Genomic DNA, 26,813 nt, shown 5'->3' with positions numbered 1-26,813 from the left:
CGCGCTCACCAAGCGCGGATCAGCCCCTCCGTACCCCGGGACAGCAGAAATCCCGCCCGATCTCGCGATCGGACGGGACTCCCGTGGACGCGTCGGGCACCTACTGCTCGCGAAGCGAGGGGCGGCGCGGGACGACGGTGGTGGGGTCGGTGGCGGTGTGGGGGGCGGTGTCGCCTCCTCCGGTGACGGTGGCGCTGTTGGTGACCGTGTCGGGAGCGTTGCGGGCGACACGGACCCTGAGGGTGATGGGCGGGTAGCTGCTCCCGGGGGCGAGGACGTCGCTGCGGGTGCAGGTGAGGGTGGAGCGGGTGCAGCTCCAGCCGGGGCCGACGAGCCTGCCGGCGCTGAGGCCTGTCGGCAGGGTGTCCTGAACGGTGACCGGGGTGCCGTTCGTCGGGGCGGTCCCGTTGTTGCCGACGGTGATGGTGTACTCGCCCCGCTGACCGCGGGTGAAGGTTCCGGTGTGGGACTTGCCGATGGTCAGGGAGGGTTGCTGGGGCGGGGTGGCGCCGCCGTTCTGGTAGCGGGCCACCGCGAAGTCGGTGGTGGTGCTCGAGGCGTGACCGGCGGCGACGATCTTGCCGTCCGCCTGCAGGGCCACCGCGTTGGCTCCGTCGTTGGCGCCGAAGAAGTCGGTGGTCACCCTGCCGTCGGCGTCGAAGCCGGTGTCCGGGGTGCCGTCGGGGTTGTAGCGGGCGAGTGCGAAGTCGCCCGGGGTGCTCTGGCCGACGACGATGATCTTGCCGTCGGCCTGTACCGCCACCGAGGCGGCGGTGTCGTTGCCGCCGGAGAAGTCGGTGGTCGCCCTGCCGTCGGCGTCGAATCCGGCGTCCGGGGTGCCGTCGGCGTTGTAGCGCGCCAGTGCGAAGTCGAAGACGCCGCCCGCGTTGGCGAGGCCCGCGGCGACGATCTTGCCGTCGGCCTGCAGCGCCATCCCGCGAGCCTGGTCGAGGCCGCCGAAGAAGTCGGTGGTCACCCTGCCTCCGGTGCCGAAACCGGTGTCCGGGCTGCCGTCGGCGTTGTAACGGGCCAGCGCGAAGTCGTCGTTTCCGCCCGGGTCGGCCTTGCCGGTGGCGACGATCCTGCCGTCGGGCTGCACCGCCACCGCGAAGGCCTGGTCGAGCCCCCCGAAGCCGGTGGTCACCTTGCCGTCGGTGTCGAAGCCGGTGTCCAGGCTGCCGTTCGCGTTGTAGCGGGCCAGCGCGAAGTCGTACGTGCCTCCCGCGTTGCTGGCACCGGCGACGACGATCTTGCCGTCCGCCTGCAGTGCCATCCCGCGAGCCTGGTCGGTGCCGCCGAAGTCGGTGGTCACCTTGCCTCCGGTGCCGAAACCGGTGTCCAGGCTGCCGTTCGCGTTGTAGCGGGCCAGCGCGAAGTCGCCGCTGTTCGCGTGACCGGCGGCGATGATCTTGCCGTCGGCCTGTACCACCACCGCGGCAGCCTGGTCGAAGCCGGAGAAGTCGGTGGTCAGTCTGCCGTCGGTGTCGAAACCGGCATCAGGGCTGCCGTCGGCGTTGTAGCGCGCCAGCGCGAAGTCGTGGACGCCGCCCGAGACGCCGCCCGTGTCGGTGAAGCCGGCGGCGATGATCTTGCCGTCGGGCTGCACCGCCACCGCGTTCGCCTGCTCGAAGCCTCCGAAGTTGGTCGTCGCCTTGCCTCCGGCGCCGAAGCCGGTGTCCAGGTCGCCCGGCGCCGCCAGCGCGAACCCGGGAGACACCAGGACGAGCGCCGCGCTCAGGGCCGCCGTCGCCGCCGCCCGGCCGCTCCTCGACCATGGCCGGCCCGGAGCACGTCCGGCGCTTCGCTTCGATACGGACGGTGGATCAGGGAGGGACGTGGAGATGGCCATTCACGCTGCCTTTCACGCTTGTGCCCTCGTTCGCCCGCACCGCGTTCGACGGTCATGGCTGCGACGGCACGATTCCGGGGGACGCCTCGTACACCTGAGGGGGCAGACCCGGGAGGACGGCACGTCGCCCCGGGCCCGCATCCACAGCTGTTCCACGTCTCCCTGACAACGCTTCATGGATTCGGCCAAGTGATGCCGGGAAAGCAGAGATCCCGCCCGATCTTGCGATCGGACGGGATCTCGGTGTCTGTGGACCTGTGGGGATTTGAACCCCAGACCCCCTCGATGCGAACGAGGTGCGCTACCAGACTGCGCCACAGGCCCTTGCGACGTGTGAAACATTAGCATCCCGATCGGGAAGAACAAAAATCGCTTCCGTCCCAGGTCAGCCGGGGGCCGTCGCGGGCCCCCGGCCGGGGTCATTCGTTGGCCGCCCGGGGGCGGTCGTCGTCGGCGTACTGGTCGAAGAGCGGGGTGCGGCCGTGGTCGCGGCCTCGGCGGGGCTGGGCGGTGCGCTGGCGGGGTGCCGGGGGCGGGGCGGGGGTCGGGTCGGCCGCCGTGGAGGAGCGGGCCGCGCTCCAGGTCTCCGGGTCCGTGATGTCGACGCCGCTCGTGGCACGCGGGGCGACCGGGGCGGTGACGTACGTGGGGAGCGGCACCGGGACCGGGTCCCAGCTGTCGCCGCGGGCCGGCCCGCGCTCGCGCTGCTGGTCCACCCACTCCGCGTGGTCGGTCTGTTCGACCAGGGCGCGCCGGTCCGCCTCCTGCGGGGAGACCGCCGGGGCCACCGGGGCCGGGTCGGCCTCCGGCTCCGGGGTCGGGACCGGGCGGCGGCTCTCGCGCAGACGGGCGGCGGCCGCTTCGGCGCGGCGCCGGTCCATCACGTACACGAAGCGCCGTCGCTCCTGGATCCGCAGGTGCACGATGTACGCGCTGAGGAGCAGCGCCGGGACCGCCGGGGCCCACAGGAAGGCGACGCCGCCGACGGCCGCGACGACCGCGCCGAGGGTGAAGGCGGCGAAGAGGAGCGTGGTGGTCCGGCGGCGCCGGGCGAGGACCTTGCCCCGGCGGGCGCGCTCGGCAGCGCCCGGGGCGGGCCGGGCCGGTGCGGGGCCGGGCGCCGGTTCCGGTTCGGGTTCCGGGAGCTCCAGGCGCGCTTCCGTCCTGGCCGCGGGCGCGGAGAAGGCCCGGACGTCGACCGAGCTCAGATGCTCGGTCTCCGCGTCCGGGTCCACGTCGGGCGTCGGTCCCTCCGCCGTACGGTCCCGTTCCCTGAGCTCCTTGGCGTACCGGCGCTCCATGCCCGCCCGTCCGGAAAGCAGCCGGATGGCGGTGCTGAAGCGTTCCGTCGGACGGGCTTCGTTCAGCTCGTCCTGCCTGCGGAGCCACATCGGCACCAAGTAGGCGGCCCAGGCCCCGACGATGACTGCGTAGATGAGGCCGCTGCTGCTCACGCCTCACACGGTAGAGGGGTTCCGCAACACGCATCGGCCAATTGGCCCGGTGTGTCGCACGATCTGGCTGATATCACTGAAGTTTTTTGTGATTGTTCAGATCGATTGACGCCAACTGGTGATTAAATTCGAACACTTATTGCATTCTTGCGTGGTGCCAGCGCCTCAGGAGTCCTTCCGGCACCTCTTCCGCCGTCAGCGCGAACACCAGATGATCCCGCCACGCCCCGTCGATGTGGAGATAGCGGGGCCGCAGACCCTCCTCGCGGAAACCCAGCTTCTCCACCACCCGGCGCGACGGCACGTTCTCCGGGCGGATGCAGACCTCCATGCGGTGCAGCCCGACCACGCGGAAGCAGTGGTCGACGGCGAGCGCGACCGCCGTCGGCATCACCCCGCGCCCGGCCACCTCGTTGTCCACCCAGTACCCCACGTGCCCCGAGCACATCGAGCCCCAGGTGATCCCGGCCACCGTCAACTGGCCGACGAGCCGTCCCCGGTACTCGATCACGAACGGCAGCATCCGGCCGGCGTTCGCCTCCGACCGCAGATGGCGCACCATCTGACGGAACGTGGGCCGCTGAGCGACCGGAGCGCCCGGAGGCGCCGGCGGAACCGTCGCCTCCCAGGGCCTCAGCCACTCGCGGTTGCGCCGGTTCACCTCGCGCCAGGCCGCCTGGTCGCGCATCTTTATCGGTCGGAGCAGCACCTCGCCGTCGACGAGGACCACCGGCCAGGACGGGATCACGACGCTCTCGGGTGGTCGCCGCCGCGGATCTGGTCGACGGCATGTCGCAGGAGCGGCTCCAGGACGGCGAGCCCGTCGCGCACCCCGCCCGGGGACCCCGGCAGGTTCACGATCAGCGTGCCGCCCGCGACCCCGGCCAGGCCGCGCGAGAGCGCCGCCGTCGGGACCTTCGCGCGGCCGTACGCGCGGATCGCCTCCGGGATGCCCGGGATCTCCCGCTCCAGGACCCGGCGGGTCGCCTCCGGGGTCTCGTCGGTGGGCGAGATGCCCGTGCCGCCGGTGGTGACGATCACGTCGTACCCGGCGGCCACCCCCGCGCGCAGGGCCGCCTCCACGGGCGCCCCGTCCGGGACGACCTGCGGGCCGTCCACGGCGAAGCGCATCCGGGTCAGGCCCTCGGCGATCAGCGGCCCGCCCTTGTCCTCGTACACCCCGGCCGAGGCCCGGTTGGAGGCGGTGACGACCAGCGCGCGGTAGGCCGCCGCGGGGACCTCCTCGGGCCCGCCGGACGGCGCCTCGTGCTCGTGCTCGTGCGTCCCGGCCACCCGGCCCGCGCGCGTCACGCCTCGGCCCTCGTCCAGTGGCCCGACTTGCCGCCCGTCTTCTCCTCCACCCGTACGTCGGAGATGACCGCGCCCTTGTCGACCGCCTTGATCATGTCGACGACGGTCAGGGCCGCCACCGAGACCGCCGTGAGGGCCTCCATCTCGACGCCCGTGCGGTCCGTGGTCTTCACCGTCGCCAGGATCTCGACCGCCTCGTCCGTGACCGCCAGGTCCAGCGTGACGCCCGAGACGGCCAGCGGGTGGCAGAGCGGGATGAGGTCCGGGGTCTTCTTGGCGCCCATGATCCCGGCGATGCGGGCGGTGGCGAGCGCGTCGCCCTTCGGGACGCCCTCGCCGCGCAGCAGCTCGATCACGCGCGGCGAGACGAGGACCCGGCCGCTGGCGCGGGCGGTGCGGGACGTGACGTCCTTCGCCGATACGTCGACCATGCGGGCCGCGCCCGCCTCGTCGATGTGGGTGAGACCTTGCTGCGTGCTCATGGCCGTGACACTCCCGGTCGCTGTGTGAAGGACGACACACCGTACCCCCAGCGTCGCCCCCTCAGCCGAGGAGGACCACTTCCAGCTCGGTGCCCGGCTCCACGCTCTCCGTGTCCTCCGGGACCACGAGCAGGCAGTCCGCGTGCGCGAGGGCCGCGATCAGGTGGGAGCCGGAACCGCCCACGGGTGTGACGGTGCCCGCCTCCCGGTCGTACGTGCCGCGCAGGAACTGGCGGCGGCCGGCCGGGGACGACAGGGCCTTCTCCGCATCGAGCACCGCCCGCACCCGGGGCCGGTGCAGGTCCTCGACGCCCATCAGCGCGCGGATCGCGGGGCGCACGAACAGCTCGAAGGAGACGTACGACGAGACCGGGTTCCCCGGGAGGGCGAGCAGCGGGATCTGCTCGGCGCCGATCGCGCCGAAGCCCTGCGGCTTGCCCGGCTGCATGGCCAGCTTGCGGAAGTCGACCTGCCCGTCGGCGGTCAGCGCCTCCTTCACCACGTCGTACGCGCCGACGCTCACCCCGCCGGTGGTGACGATCAGGTCGGCCCGGATGAGCTGGTCCTCGATGGTGGAGCGCAGCGACTCCGCGTCGTCGGCGACGGCCCCCACCCGGTAGGCCAGGGCTCCGGCGTCCCGCGCGGCGGCGGCGAGCGCGAAGCTGTTGGAGTCGTGGATCTGGCCCTCGCCCAGCGGCTCGCCGGGCTGGACGAGCTCGCTGCCGGTGGAGAGGACGACGACCCGGGGGCGGGGGCGGACCTTCACGGTGCCCCGGCCGATCGCGGCGAGCAGGCCGATCTGCGGCGGCCCGAGGACCGTGCCCGCCTCCAGGGCCAGCTCCCCGGCCCGTACGTCGCTGCCCGCCCTGCGGACGTGGGCGCCGGCCTCGGCGGCCCGGTGGACCCTGACCTCTCCGCCGGCCCCCTCGGGGGCGGTGCTCGCGGCGGTCATGCCGGTGGCCGCGCCGCCGCCCGTGCCGCCGTCGGTCCACTCGACGGGGACGACGGCCTCGGCGCCGGGCGGCAGCGGGGCGCCGGTCATGATCCGGGCGGCCTGGCCGGGGCCGACCTCCGGCAGGCCGCCGGCGCCCGCGGCGACGTCGCCGATGACGGTGAGGACGGCGGGGAACTCCTCGGTGGCACCGGTGACGTCGGCGACCCGGACCGCGTACCCGTCCATGGAGCTGTTGTCGAAGGGGGGCAGCGCGACCGGCACCGTCACGTCCTCGACGAGGACGCAGCCCTGGGCGTCGAGGAGTTGCAGCTCGATCGGTTCGAGCGGGGCGACCGTCGCGAGGATGTCGGCGAGGTGCTCGTCCACCGACCACAGGCCGCGGGCCGGGCCCGCGCAGGGGTCCGCGGGGCCGTGCCCGTGGTCGTGCCCGTGCCCGTCGTGGCCGCCGTGGCCGTGGTCGTCGTGCTCGTCGTGGGACGGCGACGGTGCCGCGCTGCTGCTCAAGGTGCTACATCTCCTCGCTGACGTATCTCCGGAGCCAGGCCCGGAAGTCCGGTCCCAGATCTTCACGTTCGCACGCGAGTCTGACAATGGCACGCAGATAGTCCCCGCGGTCGCCGGTGTCATAGCGGCGCCCCTTGAACACGACGCCGTGCACCGGGCCGCCGATCTTCTCGTCCGAGGCGAGTTTCTGCAGCGCGTCGGTCAGCTGGATCTCGCCGCCGCGGCCCGGCTCGGTCTCCCGCAGCGTCTCGAAGACGGCCGGATCCAGTACGTAACGGCCGATGATCGCGTAGTTGCTGGGCGCCTCGCCCGGGCCCGGCTTCTCGACCAGGTCCGTCACCTTCACGACGTCCGGGTCGGCGGTCGTCTCGACCGCCGCGCAGCCGTAGAGGTGGATCTGCGAGGGCTCGACCTCCATCAGGGCGATGACGCTGCCGCCCTCCCGCTCCTGGACGTCCACCATGCGCGCGAGCAGCGGGTCGCGCGGGTCGATCAGGTCGTCGCCGAGGAGCACCGCGAAGGGCTGGTCGCCGACGTGCGGGGCGGCGCAGAGCACGGCGTGGCCGAGGCCGCGCGGGGCGCCCTGGCGGACGTAGTGCATGGTGGCCAGGTCGTTGGACTCCTGGACCTTGGAGAGGCGTTCGCCGTCGCCCTTCCGGGTCAGAGCTTCCTCCAGCTCGTAGTTCCGGTCGAAGTGGTCCTCCAGGGGCCGCTTGTTCCGGCCGGTGATCATCAGAACGTCCGAGAGTCCGGCCGCGACGGCCTCCTCGACGACGTACTGGATCGCCGGCTTGTCGACGACCGGCAGCATCTCCTTCGGCGTCGCCTTGGTCGCCGGGAGGAAGCGGGTGCCGAGACCGGCGGCGGGGATGACAGCCTTGCTGATCCGGCCGAGCCTGGGGAGCGACTGATTCATGCGGGGAACCTTAGCTGTTCGTAATAAGAAGAAGATGTGACTTCGGTTAACTTCCTTCACATAAAGACAGTTACAAGAATTTCGTACATGCACATGAGGCCGACATGACACCTGAGTTGTCCGAAAAGACCATGCTGCGCAGCCGACTTCTGGCTGCCCGCGCCGCGCTGTCCCCCGCGTTCCTCACGGACTCGGCCGAATCCCTCGCCCGGCAGGGCATGGAGCTGGCCGAACTCGCCGAGGCGGCCACCGTCGCCGCCTATGTGTCGGTGGGCCGCGAACCGGGCACGCGCGCGCTGCTCGACGCCCTCCACGCGCGCGGGGTGCGGGTCCTGCTCCCCGTCCTGCTGCCCGACAACGACCTGGACTGGGCGGCGTACGAGGGGCGCGAGGCGCTGGCGAAGGCCGGCCGCGGCCTCCTCGAACCGACCGGGCCCCGGCTCGGCCCCGAGGCGGTGTGCGCCGCCGACGCCGTGCTGCTGCCCGGTCTCGCCGTCGACGGGCGCGGGATGCGGCTCGGGCGGGGCGGCGGCTCGTACGACCGGGTCCTCGCCCGGCTCGCACGCGCGGGCGTGGATCCGGCCCTGGTGGTGCTCCTCTACGCGGACGAGGTGGTCGCCCGGGTCCCGGAGGAACCGCACGACCACCCCGTGCACGCGGTGGTGACCCCGGAGGGGGTCACCCGTTTCTAGGGCTTGAGGACCAGCGTGTCCTTCGCCGCCGCGTCGACCGCCGCCTTGCCGTAGGCCCAGTCGTACAGCTCGCCCTTCGCCCAGGCGTCCGTCTGGTCCGTGTAGTGCGAGTGGAAGGCGTGGCCGGAGGCACCGGTCAGGTTGACCCACCGGGACCTGTCCCAGTCACCGACGTTGACGACCATCCGCATCGACGGCACCCAGATGACCTCGTAGCCGCCGGCCGCGTTCCAGCCGGTGGCGTCGACGGCCGCCTCGCCGCCGCCCAGGTTCCACGGGCCGCGGTTGAGGAGCTGCTGCACGACGCCGGGCCCTGCGGTGCCGAGGGTCTGGTTCTTCAGGGTCAGCTGGTGCAGCCGGCCCCAGCTCCAGGTGGAGACGTCCTTGCCGAGCTTGGCGGTCAGCTCCCAGCGGGCGTCCTTCATGGCGCGGGCGAGCAGCTGGTCACGCGTCTCGGTGGCCGGGTCGAGCCGGTTGCCGGGGGTGGCCCACCACTCGCTCTTCTCCTGCTTGAGGAGCGGGCGGACCACCTCGTACCAGCGGTCGCCGCCGTCCGGCTGCGCCGAGTCGGGGTCGCGCTCGCCGCACTCGCGGACGAGCTTGTTCTGCTCGTCGACCGGGCCGGTGGCCTCGGCCGGGCGGACGTTGATGCAGTCGCCCTCGGCGCGCAGCTCCTTGGGCAGCTTGTTGCCGAAGGCGAGCTTGAGGACGTTGCGCCAGACCGCGTTGAAGTAGGCGGCGGCGGCCGAGTCGGGCTCCTGGGTGTAGTCCCAGCCCTCCAGGAGCTTCTGCGCCTCGCGGACGTACGGGTCGGAGATGTCGATCTTCAGCAGCAGCGGGTTGAGCAGGGTCGCGATCTCGCTGCGGTTGTCCGTCTGCATGGTCCGCATGTCGTCCGACGAGATCTTGCCGCCGTCCTTGGTCTTCGACTCGATGAGGTCGTTGATCCGCTGGCTGCGCGAGCCGTAGCCCCAGTCCTTGGTGAGCAGGTCGGGGTAGGTCTTGTCGTCGATGACGGCCTGGTTGGCGGTGACGATGTAGCCGCGGTCCGGGTCGTACTCGTAGGGCAGCTTCTCGAAGGGGATGTAGCCCTTCCACTTCCACGAGGAGTCCCAGCCGGGTGCGGGCAGGGTGCCGTCGCCCTTGGCGCGCTGCGGGATCTTGCCCGGCGACTGGTAGCCGATGTGGCCGGCGGTGTCGGCGTAGATCAGGTTCTGGGACGGGACCTCGAAGTTCTTCGCGGCGGCCCGGAAGGTGGTGAAGTCCTTGGCGCGGTCGATCGCGAAGATCGCGTCCATCGACCTGCCCGGCTGGAGGGCGGTCCACTGGAGGGAGACGCCGTAGCCGGTGCCGCGGTCGGGGGCGGCGTTGCCGACGGGGGCCTTCTGGCCGACCGTCTCCAGTTCGGAGGAGCGGTCGGAGACGAGCGGTCCGTGCCCGGTGGAGCGGACGGTGATCTTGCGGTCGCCGCCGCCGGCGACCTTGATGGTCTCCTCGCGGGTGGTGAACGGCTTGACCTTGCCGTCGACGAGGTAGCCGTCGGGGCCGATCTTCTCCAGGTAGAGGTCGGTCACGTCGGCGCCGAGGTTGGTGAGGCCCCAGGCGATCTTGTCGTTGTGGCCGATGATCACGCCGGGCATGCCGGAGAAGGTGTAGCCGGCGACGTCGTAGCGGCAGGTGGCCGAGACCGAGCGGCAGTGCAGGCCCATCTGGTACCAGAGGGACGGCAGCTGGGGCGCGAGGTGCGGGTCGTTGGCGAGCAGCGGCTTGCCGGAGGTGGTGAGACGCCCGGAGACGACCCAGGAGTTCGATCCGATGCCGTTGCCGTTGGGGCCGAGCAGGGCGGGGACGGTGTCGAGGACCTCGGAGAGCGCGCCGAGCTGGGAGGAGACGCCGCCGCCGGAGCCGGAAGAGCCCGTGGAGCCGGTGCCGCCCGGGCCGGTGCCCGGGGTGTCCCCGGTGGTCGTCCCGTCGCCCTCGGTGGCGTCGGCCTTCGGGTCGAACTTCCCGTCGTCGCCGACCGTGCCCTTGTCGACGATCGGCTGGTGGAGCGCGTACGGGTACTCCGGGTACAGCTGCTTGATCTGCTGCGCGCTCAGCCGGCTCGTCATCAGCGAGCGGTCGATCTCGTCCTGCATGTTGCCGCGCAGGTCCCAGGCCATGGCCTTGAGCCAGGCCACCGAGTCGACCGGGCTCCACGGCTCGATCGCGTAGTCGCCGGTGAGGGCGAGCGCCGCGTACTCGACGGAGACGTCCTTCGGTGCGCGGTCCTTCAGATAGGCGTTGACGCCGTCCGCGTACGCCTGGAGGTACTTCTTCGTCTCCGGCGACAGGACCTTGTCGTACTCCTCCTGCGCGACGCGGCGCCAGCCGAGGGTGCGCAGGAAGGCGTCGGTGTCGACCTGGCTCTCGCCGAACATCTCGGAGAGGCGGCCCGCGGTCACGTGCCGGCGGACGTCCATCTCGTAGAACCGGTCCTGCGCCTGGACGTAGCCCTGGGCGCGGAAGAGGTCCGTCTCGTTGTCGGCGTAGATCTGCGGGACGCCGTTCGCGTCCCGCTTCACCTCGACGTCGGCGGAGAGGCTGTCGAGGCGGATCTCGCCGGTCGTCTGCGGGAACGAGGCCCGGACGGTGCTGACCCCCCAGTACCCGCCGAAGCCGATGCCCACGACCAGTGCGAGGACCAGGACGAGGAGGAGCAGGCGGGCGCGCCGCCCTTTCTTCTTGGCGGTCTTCTTGCCGGGGGGCGCGGTCGTGTTGGAGGGCATCGCTGTCCTTCGAGGGGCAGGGTGGTCCTGGAGTACGGGAGCAACCTTAGGCGCAGCGTCCGGACGGCCCGGACGCGGTGTCAGGAAGAGAACCGTACTGGTGAGCGAGGAGACGCAAAGAGAGCGTCAAGAAAGCGTTAAAGATTAGGTAAGGTAACGAAGTACCGGCCGCTGGAGGAACGATCCAGCCGCACGTGAGGGGAAGGAACGGCCACTGACTGTCCACCAGCTCAACGAACTCCTGCTCGTCTGCTCCCTCGTCCTGCTCGTGGCCGTCGCGGCCGTGCGGATCTCCTCCCGGAGCGGGCTCCCCAGCCTGCTGCTCTACCTGGGCATCGGCGTCGCCATCGGCCAGGACGGCATCGGCAACGTCGCCTTCGACAACGCGGAACTGACGCAGGTCATCGGCTACGCCGCCCTCGTCGTGATCCTCGCCGAAGGCGGTCTCGGCACGAAGTGGAAGGAGATCAAACCGGCGCTGCCCGCCGCGGTCGTCCTCTCCACCCTCGGCGTCGCCGTCAGCGTCGGCATCACCGCCGCCGGCGCCCACTACCTCGTCGGCCTCGACTGGCGGCAGGCCCTGATCATCGGCGCCGTCGTCTCCTCCACCGACGCCGCCGCGGTCTTCTCCGTGCTGCGCAAGGTGCCCCTCCCCTCACGGGTCACCGGCGTCCTGGAGGCCGAGTCCGGCTTCAACGACGCCCCCGTCGTCATCCTCGTCGTCGCCTTCTCCACCGCAGGACCCGTCGAGCACTGGTACCTCCTCGTCGGCGAGATAGCCCTCGAACTCGCCATCGGCGTCGCCGTCGGCCTCGCCGTCGGCTTCATCGGCGCCTACGGGCTGCGGCACGTCGCCCTGCCCGCCTCCGGCCTGTACCCGATCGCCGTCATGGCCATCGCCGTCGTCGCGTACGCCGCCGGCGCCATGGCCCACGGCTCCGGCTTCCTCGCCGTCTACCTGGCCTCGATGGTCCTCGGCAACGCCAAGCTGCCCCACGCGCCCGCGAACCGCGGCTTCGCCGAGGGACTCGGCTGGATCGCGCAGATCGGCATGTTCGTCCTGCTCGGCCTGCTCGTCACCCCGCACGAGCTCGTCCACGACTTCTGGCCCGCCGTCGTCATCGGCCTCGTCCTGACGGTGGTCGCACGGCCCATGGAGGTCCTGGTCAGCCTGCTGCCCTTCCGGATCCCCTGGCAGGAGCAGGCCCTGATGTCCTGGGCCGGCCTGCGCGGCGCCGTCCCCATCATCCTCGCCACCATCCCGATGGTGACGGAGATCGAGGGCAGCGAGCGGATCTTCAACATCGTCTTCGTCCTCGTCGTCGTCTACACCCTCGTCCAGGGCCCGACGCTGCCCTGGCTGGCGAAGGCCCTCAAGCTGGGCGACCCCGCCGAGGCCGCCGACCTCGGCGTCGAGTCCGCCCCGCTGGAGCGGCTGCGCGGACACCTGCTCTCCGTCGCCATCCCGGAGCGCTCCCGGATGCACGGCGTCGAGGTCGCCGAGCTGCGCCTCCCGGCCGGGGCCGCGGTCACCCTCGTCGTACGGGAGGACGCCAGCTTCGTACCGGGGCCCGCGACCGTCCTGCGGCACGGCGACGAACTGCTCGTCGTCGCCACCGACCCGGTGCGCGACGCGACCGAGCGGCGCCTGCGGGCCGTCGGCCAGGGCGGCAAGCTCGCCGGCTGGCTCGGCACCGGCGGCGCGACGGCGGCCTCGGCACCGGCCGTCACGGGGCGCTTCCACCTGCCGGGCAGCGACCGCCGCCCGCCGGGGAGCGACCGCCGCAAGGAAACTTAGGGTTAATCCCAGGCATTAATTAGGGTGCGGAGGCGTTTTCCCAGGCGGGAAGACGCTCTTCCCTGTACCATGAAGGCACACCAGATCGAACCAACTCTGCCTGACGCAGAGCTGGCGCGACCGTATGGCGGCCGTGGCGCCCCTCCGCAGTGGGGCCGACCCGGTATCTACCGCAGTAACGCGCATGAGGACAGCTCTCGGCGACACCCGCACCACCGTGCAGGGGGCGCGCTACCAGGCGGCAGAAAGGCAAGGACCGTGGCGTCCACGGTCATCACGGACAAGCGGCCCGGCTACGGGCAACTGCTGCGCACACCCGGCGCGCTGTCCTTCCTGCTCCCCGGCTTCGCCGCACGGCAGCCCTTCGCGATGCTGACCATCGGCATCGTCCTGCTCGTGCAGCACACCACCGGATCCTTCGGCAGCGCCGGCGCGGTCGCCGCCGCCACCGGCGTCTCCATGGCGCTCTTCGCCCCCCAGAGCGGCAAGCTCGCCGACCGCTTCGGCCAGCGCGCCGTCCTGGTCCCCGGCGTCCTCGTCCACGCCGCCGCCGTCTCCCTGCTCGTCGCCCTCGCCCTGGCCGGCGCCCCGCTCTGGGCGCTGTTCCTGGCCGCGGTCCCCGCCGGCGCCTCCGTGCCCCAGGTCGGGCCGATGGTCCGGGCCCGCTGGGCCGCCAAGTTGGACGGCACCCCGCTGATGCCGACGGCCGCCGCCTTCGAGTCCGTCACGGACGAGTTCACCTTCGTCGTCGGCCCCGTCCTCGCCACCGCCCTGTGCACCGGCGTCCACCCGGCGGCCGGTCTGATCGCCGAGGCCGCCCTCACCCTCGTCGGCGGCCTGTTCTTCGCCGCGCAGCGCGCCACCCAGCCCGCGTACGGCCTGACCGCCGCGGCCGGCCACCTCGGCGGCGAGCCCCGCCGCTCGGCGCTCTCCGTCCCCGGCGTCCGCGTCCTCGTCGTCGCCTTCCTCGGCATCGGCTCCGTCTTCGGCGGCATGCAGGTCTCCCTCACCGCCTTCACCGAGGAGATCGGCAACCCCGGCGCCAACGGCCTGCTGTACGGCGTCTTCGCCGCCGGCAACATGCTCGCGGGCATCGCCATGGGCGCCGTCGCCTGGAAGACCGGCCCCCGCCGCCGCCTGATCCTGGGCTACGCGGGCCTCACCGTCGCCGCCTCCCTGCTGTGGACCGCGCACTCGGTGCTGCTCCTCGGCGCCCTGGGCCTGGTCGTCGGCCTGTGCATCGCGCCCGCCCTGATCACCGGCTACACCATCGTCGAGACCCTGATCCCGGCCTCGGCCCGTACCGAGGCCTTCACCTGGCTCACCGGCGCCGTCGCGCTCGGCCAGGCCGCGGCCGTCACGGTCGCCGGCCGCCTCGCCGACGCACACGGCGCGAGCACCGGATTCCTGGTGCCGATGGCGGGCACGGCACTGGCCCTGGCCACGCTGCTGGCCCTGCGGTCGCGGCTGCGCCCCCGCGAGGCGAGCCGGGTCGCGGCACGTGGTATCGGTCACCGCGTGCCGGTGACGGTGGACTGATCCCGCGGAATACGTCAATATGGATCGTCGTTAGCACTCGATGAGTGTGAGTGCCAGGAGGAAGTCAAGTGCCGACCTACCAGTACCAGTGCACCGAGTGCGGCGAAGGCCTCGAGGCGGTGCAGAAGTTCACCGATGACGCCCTGACCGTGTGCCCCAGCTGCCAGGGACGCCTGAAGAAGGTGTTCTCGGCCGTCGGCATCGTCTTCAAGGGCTCCGGCTTCTACCGGAACGACAGCCGCGGCTCGTCGTCCAGCAGCTCGCCGGCCTCGTCGAAGCCCTCGACCACGTCGTCCTCTTCGACGTCGTCCTCGTCGTCCTCGGATTCGAAGCCGGCCGCGTCGACCGCTTCCTCCTCCTCGGCGTCCTCGTCGAGCACCGGAAGCTCGGCCGCCTGAACCAGGCTTTCCTTGGGCCCCGTCGCGGTGTGCGACGGGGCCCTCGGCGTTTCCGCACACCCTGCGTAGGGTGACCGGCATGGCGAACCATGACGTGTACGCGGACATCGGCGTGATCGGCGGCTCCGGCTTCTACTCGTTCCTCGAGGACGTCACGGAGGTGTCCGTCGACACCCCCTACGGCAGCCCGAGCGACTCCCTCTTCCTCGGCGAGATCGCCGGCCGGCAGGTCGCCTTCCTCCCCCGGCACGGCCGCGGCCACACCGTCCCGCCGCACCGGATCAACTACCGCGCCAACCTCTGGGCGCTGCGCTCCGTGGGGGTACGGCAGGTCCTCGGGCCCTGCGCCGTCGGCGGGCTGCGCGAAGAGTACGGGCCCGGGGCGCTCGTCGTGCCCGACCAGCTGGTCGACCGCACGAAGAGCCGGGCCCAGACCTACTTCGACGGGGAGCGGCGGGCCGACGGGGCCGTGCCGAACGTCGTCCACGTGACCTTCGCCGACCCCTACTGCCCGGACGGGCGGCGGGTCGCGGTCAAGGCCGCCCGGGGGCGGGGCTGGGAACCCGTGGACGGCGGCACGATGGTCGTCGTCGAGGGGCCCCGCTTCTCCACCCGCGCCGAGTCCCGGTGGCACGCCGCCGCCGGCTGGTCCGTCGTCGGCATGACCGGGCACCCCGAGGCCGTCCTCGCCCGCGAGCTGGGCCTCTGCTACACCTCGCTCGCGCTCGTCACCGATCTGGACGCGGGCGCCGAGACCGGCGACGGCGTCTCCCACACCGAGGTGCTGCGGGTCTTCGGTGAGAACGTGGGACGGCTGCGGGAGGTGCTCTTCGACGCGGTCGGGGCACTGCCGGCGACGGTGGACCGGGACTGCCTGTGCACGAGGGCGCACGACGGCTGGGACCTGGGGATCGAGCTGCCGTAAACCACCCCTGGGAGTGGAGAGGTTGTCCACAGGCGCGGGGTGGTCCCCAGGCCGGAGCGGAGCGGGGGCGGAGTCGGGAGAGTGGGGGCACATCCCGTTCCGACCAGGACAGGCGGTACCCCGCATGACGACCCTCTCCTCTTCCGTCCCCGCGCCCTGCACGGTGCCGGCCTTCGAGCCGGTACGGGTCCGGGGCGCCCGGCACCGGCTGCGGCGGGCGCTCCGCCGCGGGCGGCGCGCACCGGCGCTGCTCCTGGCCCTGACGGCGGGCGCGCTGGCCGTCGTCGCGAACACGAGCGCCGCCCCGGCCGCACCGCCTCCGCCGGCTCCCGCCCGCGCGCGGCCGCCCGCCGCCGTGCCCCTGGTGTCCGCGCCGGTACGGATCGCCGACGCCGCGACCGTACGGCTGCTGCGGCCCGGCGACCGGGTCGACGTGATCGCCGCGCCTCCTCCGACGCCGGGCCGGGAGGACGAGGCCCGGGTGGTCGCCGCGGGCGCCCGGGTGGCCGAGGTCCCGCGGCCGGACGCGAGCCGGTCGGACGGAGGGGCGCTCGTCGTCCTGTCCGTGCCGCGGTCGACGGCGGCGGAGCTGGCAGGTGCCGGTGTCACGTCCCAACTGGCGGTGACGGTGTGCTGATTCGCACTGACTCCCTGTCAAGTAACCGTCCCGTGTGTACGGATTGGACGCCCTTGTGTCGCTCACGGCCTAATGGCTCCGCACACAGCGGTACACACGACATCACACGCGACATCACACGCGACGAAAGGCACCCCGGTGACCGAGAAGAAGGAAAGTTTGCTGGGAGGCTTCAAGGCCTTCCTGATGCGTGGCAACGTGATCGACCTGGCGGTGGCGGTCGTCATCGGTGCCGCCTTCACGAACATCGTGAACTCGGTGGTCAAGGGAATCATCAACCCGATCGTCGGCGCCTTCGGCACCAAGGATCTGGAGAGCTACGCGTCCTGCCTCAAGGACCCCTGCAAGATGGTCGACGGCGAGATGCAGGGCATCCAGATCCAGTGGGGTCTGGTCCTCAGCGCGGTGCTGAGCTTCCTGATCACCGCGGCCGTCGTCTACTTCCTCATGGTCCTGCCGATGGCCAAGATCCTCGCCAAGCGCGCCGCGCACGACAAGGCGAGGGAGGGCGTCGAGGAGGTCATGGAGGTCAGCGAGCTGGAGGTGCTCAAGGAGATCCGCGACCACCTGGTCGCCCAGCGCGGCCCCGTGAACAACACTCACCCGGGATCGGCCGTCTCCGGCGGTGGGGCCACCGGGGCGCACTCCACCTCCTGACCGGCGCGGGCCGGTTTCAGAGGTGGTGCGGCGGCTTCTCGTCGAGGAAGCGCGCGAGGTCGGCGGCGCTGCCGCCGGCTGGAGGCCGCTCGCCCCACCCACGGTCCGTGTCGTCCGCGGATTGCCGGTCCAGCGGATCGTCGAAGACGAGTACCGGCTTCGGAGTGTTCTCGGGATCGGTGCCGGTCCGCTTCGCGTCTCGCGGTCCGTGGGCGGGGGCGGTGCTCATCTCTTCAGGGTACGCCCGCTCACCCGCCGCGCACCCCCCTGATCAGCGGTCCTCCGGGTCGATCAGCCACAGGCCCAGGAACGACAGGACGAGGAAGCCCGCGCCCCACCAGGCGGTGCCGGTGCCGCCCGCCATCCACTCGTCCACCACGACCGTCAGGCCCCACAGCTGGCCGATGACGACCGTGAGCGCCAGCGCGAGGCGGGCCGAGAGTTTCGAGGAGCGTTCCGGCTCCTGTTCCGTCCCCGCCCCGGGGCCCGGCCCGGTGTGCCGGATCCGGGGGTCGCCGTAGCCGCTGGTGGGCCGGATCTGGGGATAGCGCTCGTGCACGGGCCGGTTCAGACGCGGCTGCGCGCTGCCGGGGGTGTACGCCGGGGGGCGCGGGGGCGCCGCCGGGCCCGCGGCCGCGGGAGCCTTCGACGACGACGCCGGATCTGGGGCATCCGGCACCTTCGACGAGGCCGCCGGATCCGGAGCTCCGGGGTCCCGGGGGAACGCGCTCTCGCTCATGTCCGCTCACTCCTCTCGGGCCGGCCGGGCGCCTCCGGGGCCCCGTCTTCCAGCCGGGCGCAGAGGGGGCCGCCCGCGCCGCGCTCGCGGCAGTAGCCCTCCTGGAGGCTTTCGCCGGAGCGGGCGGTGCCGATGGCCCAGACGGAGCCGTCGGGCTGCTCGACGAGGATCACCTTCGGCAGGCCCCGAGGGGGCGGGCCGGCGGTGACCTCTCCCGTACGGGCGTCGAAGACCCCCTCGTGGCAGGGGCAGTACAGCTCGCCCTCGCTACCCCGTTCCTTGCGCCAGAGCACGGCGCAGGCGAGGTGGGTGCAGACGGCGGAGTAGCCGGCGAGTGTGCCGTCCTCCATGCGGACGGCGATCGCCCGGTCCTCGTCGCCGGGGTAGCGGAAGGCGAGGGACTCGCCCGGTTCGATCCGGTCGGCGACCTTCTTGAGCTGGGGGGTGCCCTCGCTGTCGCCGTGCCGGTGCAGGATGCCGGAGGCGACGCCGATGCCGCCGACGGCGAGGCCGCCGGAGACGGTGGCGACGATCCGCAGGTAGTCGCGGCGGGTGGTGAGGGAGTCGGCGGCGATCCGGTCGTGGAGCGCTTCCTGGGCCGCGTCGGCGCGGACGCCCGGCGCGGGCAGCTCGGGGTCGGTGACGCTCAACGGACTTCCCTTCCGTTGACCTCGACGACGGGGAGGCCGCCGGGCACCGGCCACTGGACCTTGTCGGCGGGGACGACCATCGCCACTCCGGTGGAGACGGTGGTGGTGCCGAAGGTGAAGGAGTCGGCGACCTGGACGCCGGGGCGTTCGGCGCGGAGCTCGTCGAGGGTTCCGTAGAAGAGGGCGCCGGTGGGGCAGACGGTGGCGCACATGGGGGCGAGGCCGTAGGCGGTGCGGTCGTAGCAGAGGTTGCACTTCATCTGGAGCTTCGCCTGGAGGTCGATCTTGGGGACGCCGAACGGGCAGGCGTTGACGCAGTTGGCGCAGCCGATGCAGCGGGTGGTGTCGGCCTGCTGCACGACGCCGTTGGCGGTGACGAGGATCGCGTCGGCGGGGCAGACCTCGGCGCAGGGGGCGACCGGGTCCTCGCAGTGCATGCAGACGGTGGGGAGGGAGGCGACGGACTGGCCCTCGTCGGGGTAGTCGAGGTGGATCATCGACTTGCCGCGGTGCGAGTCGCATTCGCGGCAGGCGGAGACGCAGGCCTGGCAGCCGATGCAGCGGCCCGGGTCGATGAAGATCGTGCGGCCCATCATGTGCGGGTCAGCTCCTCTCCGCGGTGCCGCGGCCCTGGGGGGAGGTGGGGGGCAGCGGGTCGGTGCGGGAGACCTGGGTCTCCGGGTAGGCCTGCCGGCCGGGGGCGGTGGGCGGGGCGGGGACCTCGTCGACGTGTTCGGCGGCCTCGATGCGGGCGGCGCACACCTTGTACTCCGGGATCTTGGAGCGCGGGTCGAGGGCGTCGATGGTGAGGGCGTTCGCCGCCGTGGGGACGGGCCAGTGGTACGGCACGAAGACGGTGTCGGGGCGGATGGCCTCGGTGACGAGCGCGGGGAAGACCTCGCTGCCGCGGCGGGTGACGACGCGGACGGGGTCGCCGTTGCGGAAGCCGTGCGAGGGGTGGACCTCCACCCAGGGGCGGGGGGTCTGTTCGACGAGGGCGCCGAGGCGGCGGGTCTGGTTGCCGGAGAGGAAGTGGGCGACGGTGCGGCCGGTGGTGAGCGAGAGGGGGTACTCCTCGCTGTACGGGTCCATGGGCGGGTGCCATTCGACGACCTGCAGGTGGATCCTGCCGTCGGGGTGGTAGGTGCGGCCGTCCTCGAAGAGCCGCGGGGTGCCGGGGTGGTCGGTGGTCGGGCAGGGCCAGGCGATGCCCCCGGTCTCCTCCAGGCGCTCGTACGTGATGCCGTAGTAGTCGTTGACGGTTCCGGCGGAGGCGATGCGGAGCTCCTCGAAGACGGAGCGGGAGTCGGGGAAGGCGAACTTGTCGCCGGCGCCGAGCCGCTTGGCCAGTTCGCAGATGACCCAGGTGTCGGTGCGGACGCCGGCCGGTGGTTCCTGGGCCTTGTTGTGCTTGACGACCCGGGCCTCGGCGTTGGCCATGACGCCCTCGTCCTCGGCCCACACGGTGACGGGGAAGACCACGTGGGCGTTGGCGGCGGTCTCGGAGAGGAAGAAGTCGAACTGGGCGTGGAACTCGAGGGTGTCGTAGCCGTCCTTGACGGTGGCGTGGTTCGGGAGGGAGACGAAGGGGTTGTTGCAGATGCCGACGAGGCCGCGGATCTCCTTCCGCTGCATCTGCCAGACCATCTCCATCATGGAGGTGCCCGCGGGCGGGAGTTCGGCCTCGTCGATGCCCCAGATCTCGCAGATCTGGCGGCGGTGCTCGGGGTTGGTGAGGGAGCGGCCGCCGGGGAGGAGGTCGGACTTCTGGCCGTGCTCGCGGCCGCCCTGGCCGTTGCCCTGGCCGGTGATGGTGCCGTAGCCGGCGCCGGGCCTGCCGATGTTCCCGGTGGCGACGCACAGGTTGATGATGCTGAGGCAGTTCTCGACGCCCTGGGAGTGGTGCTCGACGCCGCGGGCGTGCCAGGCCATGGCCTTGTCCGCGCCGGCGAACATGCGGGCGACCTGGACGATCTGCTCCTCGGAGACGCCGCAGATCTCGGCCGCGCGGGCGGGCGGGCAGTCGGCGACGGTCTTCCTGACCTCGTCCCAGCCGGTGGTACGGGCCGCGAGGTAGGCCTCGTCGGTGAGGCCTTCGGCGACGACGACGTGCAGGACGGCGTTGAAGAAGGCCGAGTCGGTGCCGGGCCTGAGGGCGACGTGGACGTCGGCGGTGCGGGCGATCGCCGTCTCGCGGGGGTCGACGACGATGAGGGTGGCGCCCCGGTCGCGGGCTCCCCACAGGTACTGGGTCATGACGGGGAAGCATTCGCCGACGTTGGAGCCGGCGATGAGGAGGCAGTCGGTGAGGAGGATGTCGGAGAAGGGGTTGCCCGCGCGGTCGATGCCGAAGGCGAGCTTGTTGGCTCCGGCGGCGGAGACCATGCAGAGGCGGCCGTTGTAGTCGACGTGCCGGGTCTTGAGGGCGACGCGGGCGAACTTGCCGACGAGGTAGGTCTTCTCGGAGTAGAGGCTGGCGCCGCCGAGGAGACCGAAGGAGTCGTTGCCGTACTCGGACTGGATGCGGCGGATCTCGGCGACGGTGTGGTCGAGGGCCTCCTCCCAGCCGACCTCGCGGAACTCCTCGTCGCGATTCCGGCGCATGAGGGGCGCGGTGAGCCGGTCGGGGTGGTTGACCTGCTGGTAGGCGTTGATGCCCTTGGGGCAGAGCCGCATCCGGTTGATGTCGTGGTTGCGGGGTTCGACGCCGAAGACCTTGCCGTGGTGGTCGACGCGGAGGTACATGCCGCACTGGACGCCGCAGAAGCAGCAGTGGGTGGGGACGAGGGTCTCGCCGTTCTGGTCGGCGTGCCAGCGGTCGGCGGGGATGCCCCCGGCGTCGCGGAACTGGCGGGTGCCGGGCGGGGCGAGGGAGGGGTCGAGCGGCAGCGGCCGGCCGGGGGTGGTCGCGGGGTCGGTCGCGCTCACTTGAAGCCCTTCTTCACGTGGTCGAGGTAGGCGGTGCCGCGCAGGACCCGCTTGCAGCGGGGGCAGTACTCGGCCCACTCGTCGAAGCCGAGGTCGAGGTCGCGCATGGTGCCCCGGAGGTTCGCCACGTACGGGGCGGTGTCGATGGGCTCCTGGCAGCGGCGGCAGGCGAGGACCTCGGCCTCGTCCTCGCGGCGGGAGGTGTACTTGAAGAGCTGCATGCCGACGGCGGCGGGCCGCTGGACGATGTGGAAGAACTTCCCGAAGGGGATGTAGATCAGGGTGAAGACGACGGACACCATGTGGAGGACGGCGAGGAACTCGTAGCCGCCGCCGTGCAGGAAGATCGACGAGAAGGTCAGCAGCAGTCCGGTCACCGAGATGACGACGAGGGCGATCAGCGGCACCAGGTCGTAGGCGAAGCGCTGGCCGGTGATGGCGCCCCGGTCCTTCATGCGGCGCCGGAGGAAGTAGGCGGCGCCGGCGATGACGAGGACGGCGGCGATGTCGAGGCCGTGGAACATGAGCCAGCCGACGGCGTCGAGCCCGTTGAAGCCGAGGACCTTGAAGCCCCAGATCCGCATCTCGTAGCCGGGGCCCGAGCCGGTGGCGGAGGTGAAGGTGAACCAGCCCCAGGTGAGCGGGAAGGTGATCGCCGCGGCCAGCAGGCAGCCCCAGAAGATGAGCTGGTGGGCGGCCCAGCGGGCGTGCGAGCGGGCGCCGAGGAACTTCTGGAAGCCGAGGTAGGTGGCGATCATCTTCGGCAGGGCGGTGGGCGCCTTGCGGAAGTTCGCGGCGGAGAAGAAGGAGCGCCGGCCCTGCCGGAAGAGACGGCGGGCGCCGGGCGCGGAGATCCAGACCGTGTAGCGGTAGGCGACGCCGAAGGCGAGGAAGACGGTGGCCACGGCGTAGGGCAGGAGGGCCGAGTCGAAGTCGCGGAGCAGGCGGCTGCCGAAGACGATCGCGAGGATCAGCAGGGCGGAGACGGCGGCGCCGGCGAGGGCGGCGCGGCGGCGCACGGCGGCCGGGGTCCGGGGCGCGGGGCCGTCGGCCGCCGTGGCGCCGGGTGCGGGGCCCGGGGCGGGGGCGGGGGCGGAGCCGGACGCGGAGGTCGGCTCGGCTGTCTGCGGTGGCTCGGTCACGCGGCCACGGTAAAGCCGTATGACCTGCTTAGTCCTGTTTTGACCGCTCCGAGGGTGATGGGCCGTTCAGACGGCACGCGGGCCGGTGAGGAGCAGGTCAGACGGTACGCAGGCCGGTGATGAGCCGGTCGGACGGCGCGCAGTCCGTGGCCGCGAAGACCTCGCGGGCGACGGCGAGCTGCCCGGAGTCGGGGAGGGCGTGTCGTGCGGGGCCGGGCCCCAGGCCTTGATGCCGAGGAGGACCAGGCCCCAGGAGGGGACCGAGCCCTCGGAGGGCCGCCGGGTGGCCACGGCGGCGGGGGTGACGGGACCCGCGGCGAGGCCCGTGGCGGCGGGCGGGCCCAGGTCCCGGCGGTCGCGGGCCGTAGGCGCCCCGCAGGGCGTGGCATGCGCGGGGGCCCGCCGCCCGTTCTGCTGTGCTGGGGCGCATGACACAACCGTTCACGCCCCTCACCGCTCGCTCCCGCGAGGAGTCGCACCGGACCGCCACGCCCCTGGAGCTCTTCTTCGACCTGTGCTTCGTCGTGGCCGTCGCCCAGGCCGGCGCCGAACTCGTGCACGCGGTCGCCGAGGGCCACGCCGGCGAGGGCATCCTCAACTACGCGATGATCTTCTTCGCGATCTGGTGGGCCTGGATGAACTTCTCCTGGTTCGCCTCCGCCTACGACAACGACGACGTCCTCTACCGGGTCGTCACCCTCGTCCAGATCGCCGGTGTGCTCGTCCTCGCCGCCGGCGTCTCGCGCGCCTTCGCGGACCACGACTTCCTCGTCGTCTACCTCGGTTACGTCGTGATGCGGCTCGCCATGGCCTCGCAGTGGCTGCGCGCCGCCCACCACGCCACCGCTCCGGCCGAGCGGACGATGTGCCGCCGGTACGCGGGCGGGGTCCTCGCCGTCCAGGTCGGCTGGCTCGCGCTGCTCCTCGCCCCCGAGCCGGCCCGTCCGTGGGTCTTCCTGGTCATGGCGCTCGCCGAGATGGCCGTGCCGGTGTACGCGGAGAAGGCCGCGCCCAGCACCTGGCACCCGCACCACATCGCCGAGCGGTACGGCCTGTTCACCATCATCGTGCTGGGCGAGACCGTCGCCGCCGCGACCGTCGCCGTGAAGACCGGCATCGTCGAGAACGACGCCCTCGGCGAGGTGCTGCCGATCGCCGCGGGCGGTCTGCTGCTGGTCTTCGCCGCCTGGTGGATCTACTTCGTCGTGCCCGCCCACGACCGGCTGACCTCCAGCCGCCAGGGCTTCCTGTGGGGTTACGGCCACTACGTGATCTTCTCGTCGGCCGCCGCCGTCGGGGCCGGCCTGGAGATCGCCGTCGAGCAGGTCGTGGGCAAGGCCCACATCTCCACGCTCGCCGCCTCCGCCGCCGTGACGATCCCCTCGGCCGTGTTCCTGCTGTCGGTGTGGCTGCTGCACGCCCGCTACTTCAAGATCGGCATCGCCCAGCAACTGGTCCTGCCGGTCTCGTCGTTCGCGATCCTGATGTGCTCGTTCGCGGGCCGCTGGGCGGTCCTCGCGGCCGGGCTCGTCGCGGCGGCCACGGTCGCCGTCGGGGTCACCCTGACCGCCCGCAACCCCCGCACGCGCGCGAGGTAGCCCCCTGGAGAAGTCACCGGCCGCCGGGACACAATCCGCACATGATCTTCCGCCTCCTCGGGCCGCTCGCGACCGCCGATGCCACCGGCGCCCCGGTGCCCGCCACCGGCGGCCCCAAGGTCCGCGCCCTGCTCGCCCGGCTCCTCCTCGACGCGGGCAGGACCGTCCCGGTGGAGCGGCTCGTCGACGGGCTGTACGGGGACGAGCCGCCGGCCGGCGCCCAGGGCGCGCTCCAGGCCCAGGTCTCGCGGCTGCGCCGGACCCTCCCGCCGGGCGTCACGGTCGGGTTCTCGCCCGCCGGATACCGGCTGGCCGTCGGCGACCCCGTCACGGACGTGGACGTCCTGCGCTTCGAGGCGCTCGCCCGGGAAGGCGCGCGGGCCGGTGCGGCGGGCGACCCCGGCCGCGCGGCCGACCTGCTGCGGGAGGCGCTCGGGCTCTGGCGGGGACCGGCGCTCGCCGACGTGCGGGACGCGCCGTTCGCCGCGGGCCAGGCGGCCCGGCTCGATGCGCTGCGGCTCGACGCGGTGGAGGAGTGGGCGGCCGCCGAGCTGGCCGTCGGCGGGGACCTGGCCGCGCTCGTACGGGAGTTGGAGCGGTCGGTGCGGGAGCAGCCGCTGCGGGAGCGGCTGCGCGGGCTGCAGGTGCGGGCGCTCGCCGCGGTGGGACGGCAGGCGGAGGCGCTCGCCGTGTACGAGGAGGTGCGGGCGGCCCTCGCCGAGGAGCTGGGGGCCGATCCGTCGCCGGAACTGTCCGCCGTGCACCTGGAGGTGCTGCGGGGCGAGGCGACCGTCCCGGACCGGACGTGCCCGCCGCTGCCCGCGCCGCTGACGGACTTCGTGGGCCGCGAACGGGAACGGGAGCGGCTGGCCGCCCTGGTGACGGCCGCGCGCCTGGTGACCCTGGTGGGCCCGGGCGGCGCGGGCAAGACCCGGCTGGCCCTTGAGGTGGGCGCGGGGCTGCCGGGGGAGGTGAGGTTCGTGGACCTGGGGGCGGTCGGGGGCGCGGGACCGGCGGCTACCGGGGGCGGACGCACGGGGTCTGCGGCTGCCGGGGGCGGACGCACGGGCTCCGCGGCCGACGGGGGCGGGCATACGGGCTCCGCGGCTACCGGGAGCGGACGTACGGGCTCCGCGGCTACCGGGAGCGGACGTACGGGCTCCGCGGCCGCCGGGGGCGGACGTACGGGCTCCGCTTCCGTCGAGGTCGCCGAGGCCTTCGCGGCGGCGCTCGGCGTGCGGGGTGCGGCGCGGCTCGAAACGGCCCTGGCCGGGCGGTCGGTGCTCCTGATCGTGGACAACTGCGAGCACGTCGTCGCGGAGACGGCGCTCCTCGTACGGCGGCTGCTCGCCGCCTGCCCGGGACTGCGGGTGCTGACGACGAGCCGGGAGGCGCTCGGCATCACCGGGGAGTCCCTGCTGCCGCTCGGCGCGCTCGCCCCGGACGCGGCGGAGGAGCTGTTCGTGCGGCGGGCGGCGGCGGTCCGGCCCGGATTCACGGGCCACGCGCGCGTGGCGGAGCTCTGCGCGGGCCTCGACGGGCTGCCGCTCGCCGTCGAGCTCGCGGCCGCCCGCCTGCGGACCCTGTCCGTGGAGGAGCTGGCGGACGGCCTCGGCGAGCGGTTCGAACTGCTGTCGCGCGGGGACCGCACCGCGCCGGAGCGGCACCGGACGCTGCGGGCCGTGGTCGAGTGGAGCTGGTCGCTGCTCGAACCGGACGAGCGGCAACTGGCCGCGCGCCTCTCCGTGTTCCAGGGCGGCGCGACGGCGGAGGCGGTGGCCCGGGTGTGCGGGGCGGGCGCGGACCCGCTGGCCTCGCTCGTGGAGAAGTCGCTGGTGGAGGTACGGGACGACGGCCGGTACCGGATGCTGGAGACGATCCGCGCGTACGCCGCCGAGCGGCTCCCGGACGGGGACCCGGCGATCGCCGCCCACCACGCGTACTACCGGGAACTCGCCGAGGCGGCCGACCCCGAACTGCGCGGGCCCGACCAGCTGGAATGGCTGGCCCGGCTGGACGCGGAGGACGCGAACCTGCGGGCGGCGCTGCGGCGCGGCACGCCCGAGGACGGGCTGCGGCTGGTGGCCGCGCTCAGCCCGTACTGGTGGCTGCGCGGGCTCCGGGGCCGGGTGGCGGCGCCGGTCGCGGAGCTCCTCGACCGGGTGGAGCCGACGGCGGAACTCGGCGAGGAGTACGCGCTGTGCGTCCTCGCGGCGGGCCTCCGGGAGGGCGAACACGTGGACCGCGCCCGGGAGTTCCTCCTCGCGCGTACGGCTCCGCTCGGGCAGCCGTACACGGCCTTCCTCTGGTCGACGTCCATAGGCCCCCTGGAGGGCCTCCGCATGGGCGACGACCCCTGGTCCCGCGCCCTCGGCCAGGTGGGCCACGCCCACCTGGCGTCCTCGAAGGCCCTCTTCGTCCAGGCCCTCGACGGTTTCCGGGCGCTCGGGGAGCGGTGGGGGACGGCGACCGCGCTGGAGGGACTGGCGGCGCACTCCGCCGAACCGCTGCCCCTGCTCGCGGAGGCCCTGGAACTCTTCGAGTCGCTGGGGGTCGCCGAGGACGTCGTCGACCTGCTCCACCGCCGCGCCGCCGTCCACGAGGCCGCCGGGGACGCCGCGTCGGCGGCGGCCGACCGCGCCCGCGCGGCGGACACGGCCCGCCGGGCGGGACTGCGGGCGTGACCGGCCGGCCCCCGCCACCTCCGTGTGGGCAATCGTCCCGCAGGGCGGGACGGGTGGGCACACGGGACGGCGCGCTCAGCGGCGCCTCTGCGTCTGAGCAGGTCCGGGGGATGCCCGCGACCGCCGAGTCGGATCTGTGGTCCCTGGGTGCGACCCTCTACGCCGCTGTGGAGGGGCGTGCTCCGTT

Annotated in this window: 23 protein-coding genes and 1 tRNA gene; 9 read left to right on the top strand and 15 right to left on the bottom strand. The window is 72.8% G+C overall.

Annotation, left to right across the window (positions count from 1 at the left end; translation table 11 throughout):
* Positions 1–100: 100 nt before the first annotated feature.
* From ABZ318_RS18105 to galU, 8 genes are all read right to left on the bottom strand, one after another.
* Entirely contained in the window at positions 101–1,717 is a 1,617-nt protein-coding gene (locus ABZ318_RS18105) for a calcium-binding protein (protein WP_356903445.1), read from the bottom strand.
* A gap of 382 nt (positions 1,718–2,099) precedes the next feature.
* A tRNA-Ala gene (locus tag ABZ318_RS18100) sits at positions 2,100–2,173 on the bottom strand.
* Between the two features lie 95 nt (positions 2,174–2,268).
* The gene (glpR, locus tag ABZ318_RS18095) at positions 2,269–3,303 is read right to left on the bottom strand and encodes a gephyrin-like molybdotransferase receptor GlpR (protein ID WP_356903444.1); all 1,035 of its coding nucleotides are present in this window, start codon (positions 3,301–3,303) and stop codon (positions 2,269–2,271) included.
* Between the two features lie 136 nt (positions 3,304–3,439).
* Positions 3,440–4,033 carry a GNAT family protein gene (locus ABZ318_RS18090; protein ID WP_356903470.1) on the bottom strand — a complete coding sequence of 198 codons (594 nt, stop codon included), beginning with the start codon at positions 4,031–4,033 and terminating at the stop codon, positions 3,440–3,442.
* Positions 4,034–4,047: 14 nt separating this feature from the next.
* On the bottom strand, positions 4,048–4,518 hold the full coding sequence (locus tag ABZ318_RS18085) for a MogA/MoaB family molybdenum cofactor biosynthesis protein (RefSeq protein WP_356903469.1): 471 nt from the start codon (positions 4,516–4,518) through the stop codon (positions 4,048–4,050).
* A 92-nt stretch (positions 4,519–4,610) separates the two neighbouring features.
* The gene (moaC, locus tag ABZ318_RS18080) at positions 4,611–5,096 is read right to left on the bottom strand and encodes a cyclic pyranopterin monophosphate synthase MoaC (protein WP_030690225.1); all 486 of its coding nucleotides are present in this window, start codon (positions 5,094–5,096) and stop codon (positions 4,611–4,613) included.
* Positions 5,097–5,157: 61 nt separating this feature from the next.
* Positions 5,158–6,426, bottom strand: a complete 1,269-nt coding sequence (gene glp, locus ABZ318_RS18075; RefSeq protein ID WP_356903468.1) for a gephyrin-like molybdotransferase Glp — start codon at positions 6,424–6,426, stop codon at positions 5,158–5,160.
* Between the two features lie 133 nt (positions 6,427–6,559).
* Positions 6,560–7,471, bottom strand: coding sequence for a UTP--glucose-1-phosphate uridylyltransferase GalU (gene galU / locus ABZ318_RS18070; protein WP_356903443.1), 912 nt, complete (start codon positions 7,469–7,471; stop codon positions 6,560–6,562).
* Between the two features lie 104 nt (positions 7,472–7,575).
* Between galU and ABZ318_RS18065 the strand changes: the two genes are divergently transcribed.
* On the top strand, positions 7,576–8,163 hold the full coding sequence (locus tag ABZ318_RS18065) for a 5-formyltetrahydrofolate cyclo-ligase (protein ID WP_356903442.1): 588 nt from the start codon (positions 7,576–7,578) through the stop codon (positions 8,161–8,163).
* Here ABZ318_RS18065 and ABZ318_RS18060 read toward each other — a convergent pair.
* Positions 8,160–10,931 (bottom strand): penicillin acylase family protein, encoded by a 2,772-nt coding sequence (locus ABZ318_RS18060; protein ID WP_356903441.1) that lies wholly within the window; start codon positions 10,929–10,931, stop codon positions 8,160–8,162. The genes ABZ318_RS18065 and ABZ318_RS18060 overlap by 4 nt on opposite strands.
* Before the next feature lie 214 nt (positions 10,932–11,145).
* Here ABZ318_RS18060 and ABZ318_RS18055 point away from each other — a divergent pair, with 214 nt between their 5' ends.
* The 6 genes from ABZ318_RS18055 to mscL all read left to right on the top strand — a co-directional run bounded on the left by ABZ318_RS18055 (position 11,146) and on the right by mscL (position 16,885).
* Positions 11,146–12,729 carry a potassium/proton antiporter gene (locus ABZ318_RS18055; protein ID WP_356903467.1) on the top strand — a complete coding sequence of 528 codons (1,584 nt, stop codon included), beginning with the start codon at positions 11,146–11,148 and terminating at the stop codon, positions 12,727–12,729.
* Positions 12,730–12,987: 258 nt separating this feature from the next.
* Positions 12,988–14,268, top strand: a complete 1,281-nt coding sequence (locus tag ABZ318_RS18050; protein WP_356903440.1) for an MFS transporter — start codon at positions 12,988–12,990, stop codon at positions 14,266–14,268.
* 68 nt (positions 14,269–14,336) lie between these two features.
* Positions 14,337–14,666: an FmdB family zinc ribbon protein gene (locus ABZ318_RS18045; RefSeq protein ID WP_356903439.1), complete on the top strand. Its 330-nt coding sequence runs from the start codon at positions 14,337–14,339 to the stop codon at positions 14,664–14,666.
* 79 nt (positions 14,667–14,745) lie between these two features.
* Positions 14,746–15,591: an S-methyl-5'-thioadenosine phosphorylase gene (locus ABZ318_RS18040; protein WP_356903438.1), complete on the top strand. Its 846-nt coding sequence runs from the start codon at positions 14,746–14,748 to the stop codon at positions 15,589–15,591.
* 124 nt (positions 15,592–15,715) lie between these two features.
* Entirely contained in the window at positions 15,716–16,228 is a 513-nt protein-coding gene (locus tag ABZ318_RS18035; protein WP_356903437.1) for a hypothetical protein, read from the top strand.
* A 138-nt stretch (positions 16,229–16,366) separates the two neighbouring features.
* Positions 16,367–16,885: a large conductance mechanosensitive channel protein MscL gene (mscL, locus tag ABZ318_RS18030; RefSeq protein WP_356903436.1), complete on the top strand. Its 519-nt coding sequence runs from the start codon at positions 16,367–16,369 to the stop codon at positions 16,883–16,885.
* Between the two features lie 16 nt (positions 16,886–16,901).
* Here the strand turns inward: mscL and ABZ318_RS18025 are convergent, their stop codons facing one another.
* The 6 genes from ABZ318_RS18025 to ABZ318_RS18000 are packed head-to-tail and all read right to left on the bottom strand — an operon-like array spanning position 16,902 to position 22,344.
* Entirely contained in the window at positions 16,902–17,114 is a 213-nt protein-coding gene (locus tag ABZ318_RS18025; RefSeq protein ID WP_356903435.1) for a hypothetical protein, read from the bottom strand.
* A 42-nt stretch (positions 17,115–17,156) separates the two neighbouring features.
* Positions 17,157–17,624 (bottom strand): hypothetical protein, encoded by a 468-nt coding sequence (locus tag ABZ318_RS18020; RefSeq protein ID WP_356903434.1) that lies wholly within the window; start codon positions 17,622–17,624, stop codon positions 17,157–17,159.
* On the bottom strand, positions 17,621–18,274 hold the full coding sequence (locus ABZ318_RS18015) for a Rieske (2Fe-2S) protein (protein WP_356903433.1): 654 nt from the start codon (positions 18,272–18,274) through the stop codon (positions 17,621–17,623). Before ABZ318_RS18015 ends, ABZ318_RS18020 begins: the two co-directional genes overlap by 4 nt.
* Positions 18,271–18,870 (bottom strand): 4Fe-4S dicluster domain-containing protein, encoded by a 600-nt coding sequence (locus tag ABZ318_RS18010; protein WP_356903432.1) that lies wholly within the window; start codon positions 18,868–18,870, stop codon positions 18,271–18,273. The genes ABZ318_RS18015 and ABZ318_RS18010 overlap by 4 nt, the downstream gene beginning before the upstream one ends.
* Before the next feature lie 7 nt (positions 18,871–18,877).
* Positions 18,878–21,202 carry a molybdopterin oxidoreductase family protein gene (locus tag ABZ318_RS18005; protein ID WP_356903431.1) on the bottom strand — a complete coding sequence of 775 codons (2,325 nt, stop codon included), beginning with the start codon at positions 21,200–21,202 and terminating at the stop codon, positions 18,878–18,880.
* Positions 21,199–22,344 (bottom strand): MFS transporter, encoded by a 1,146-nt coding sequence (locus ABZ318_RS18000; protein WP_356903430.1) that lies wholly within the window; start codon positions 22,342–22,344, stop codon positions 21,199–21,201. The genes ABZ318_RS18005 and ABZ318_RS18000 overlap by 4 nt, the downstream gene beginning before the upstream one ends.
* A gap of 428 nt (positions 22,345–22,772) precedes the next feature.
* On the opposite strand from ABZ318_RS18000, the gene ABZ318_RS17995 reads away from it, so the two are divergent.
* Together ABZ318_RS17995 and ABZ318_RS17990 are read left to right on the top strand one after the other, a co-directional pair.
* Complete coding sequence (locus tag ABZ318_RS17995) at positions 22,773–23,942, top strand: low temperature requirement protein A (protein ID WP_356903429.1); 1,170 nt, start codon at positions 22,773–22,775, stop codon at positions 23,940–23,942.
* 41 nt (positions 23,943–23,983) lie between these two features.
* Positions 23,984–26,626, top strand: coding sequence for a BTAD domain-containing putative transcriptional regulator (locus ABZ318_RS17990; RefSeq protein WP_356903428.1), 2,643 nt, complete (start codon positions 23,984–23,986; stop codon positions 26,624–26,626).
* The last annotated feature ends 187 nt before the right edge of the window (positions 26,627–26,813 follow it).

The organism is Streptomyces sp. NPDC006197 (assembly GCF_040613865.1).
GTDB lineage: Bacteria > Actinomycetota > Actinomycetes > Streptomycetales > Streptomycetaceae > Streptomyces.
This window is presented reverse-complemented; position numbering and strand designations above follow the sequence as displayed.

Bases quoted from the DNA above. Each gene is read 5' to 3' on its own strand.
- ABZ318_RS18010 (WP_356903432.1), bottom strand. From the start codon at position 18,870: ATGATGGGCCGCACGATCTTCATCGACCCGGGCCGCTGCATCGGCTGC.
- ABZ318_RS18040 (WP_356903438.1), top strand. From the start codon at position 14,746: ATGGCGAACCATGACGTGTACGCGGACATCGGCGTGATCGGCGGCTCC.
- ABZ318_RS18025 (WP_356903435.1), bottom strand. From the start codon at position 17,114: ATGAGCACCGCCCCCGCCCACGGACCGCGAGACGCGAAGCGGACCGGC.
- ABZ318_RS18020 (WP_356903434.1), bottom strand. From the start codon at position 17,624: ATGAGCGAGAGCGCGTTCCCCCGGGACCCCGGAGCTCCGGATCCGGCG.
- ABZ318_RS17990 (WP_356903428.1), top strand. From the start codon at position 23,984: ATGATCTTCCGCCTCCTCGGGCCGCTCGCGACCGCCGATGCCACCGGC.
- ABZ318_RS18060 (WP_356903441.1), bottom strand. From the start codon at position 10,931: ATGCCCTCCAACACGACCGCGCCCCCCGGCAAGAAGACCGCCAAGAAG.
- galU (WP_356903443.1), bottom strand. From the start codon at position 7,471: ATGAATCAGTCGCTCCCCAGGCTCGGCCGGATCAGCAAGGCTGTCATC.
- ABZ318_RS17995 (WP_356903429.1), top strand. From the start codon at position 22,773: ATGACACAACCGTTCACGCCCCTCACCGCTCGCTCCCGCGAGGAGTCG.
- ABZ318_RS18065 (WP_356903442.1), top strand. From the start codon at position 7,576: ATGACACCTGAGTTGTCCGAAAAGACCATGCTGCGCAGCCGACTTCTG.
- moaC (WP_030690225.1), bottom strand. From the start codon at position 5,096: ATGAGCACGCAGCAAGGTCTCACCCACATCGACGAGGCGGGCGCGGCC.
- ABZ318_RS18035 (WP_356903437.1), top strand. From the start codon at position 15,716: ATGACGACCCTCTCCTCTTCCGTCCCCGCGCCCTGCACGGTGCCGGCC.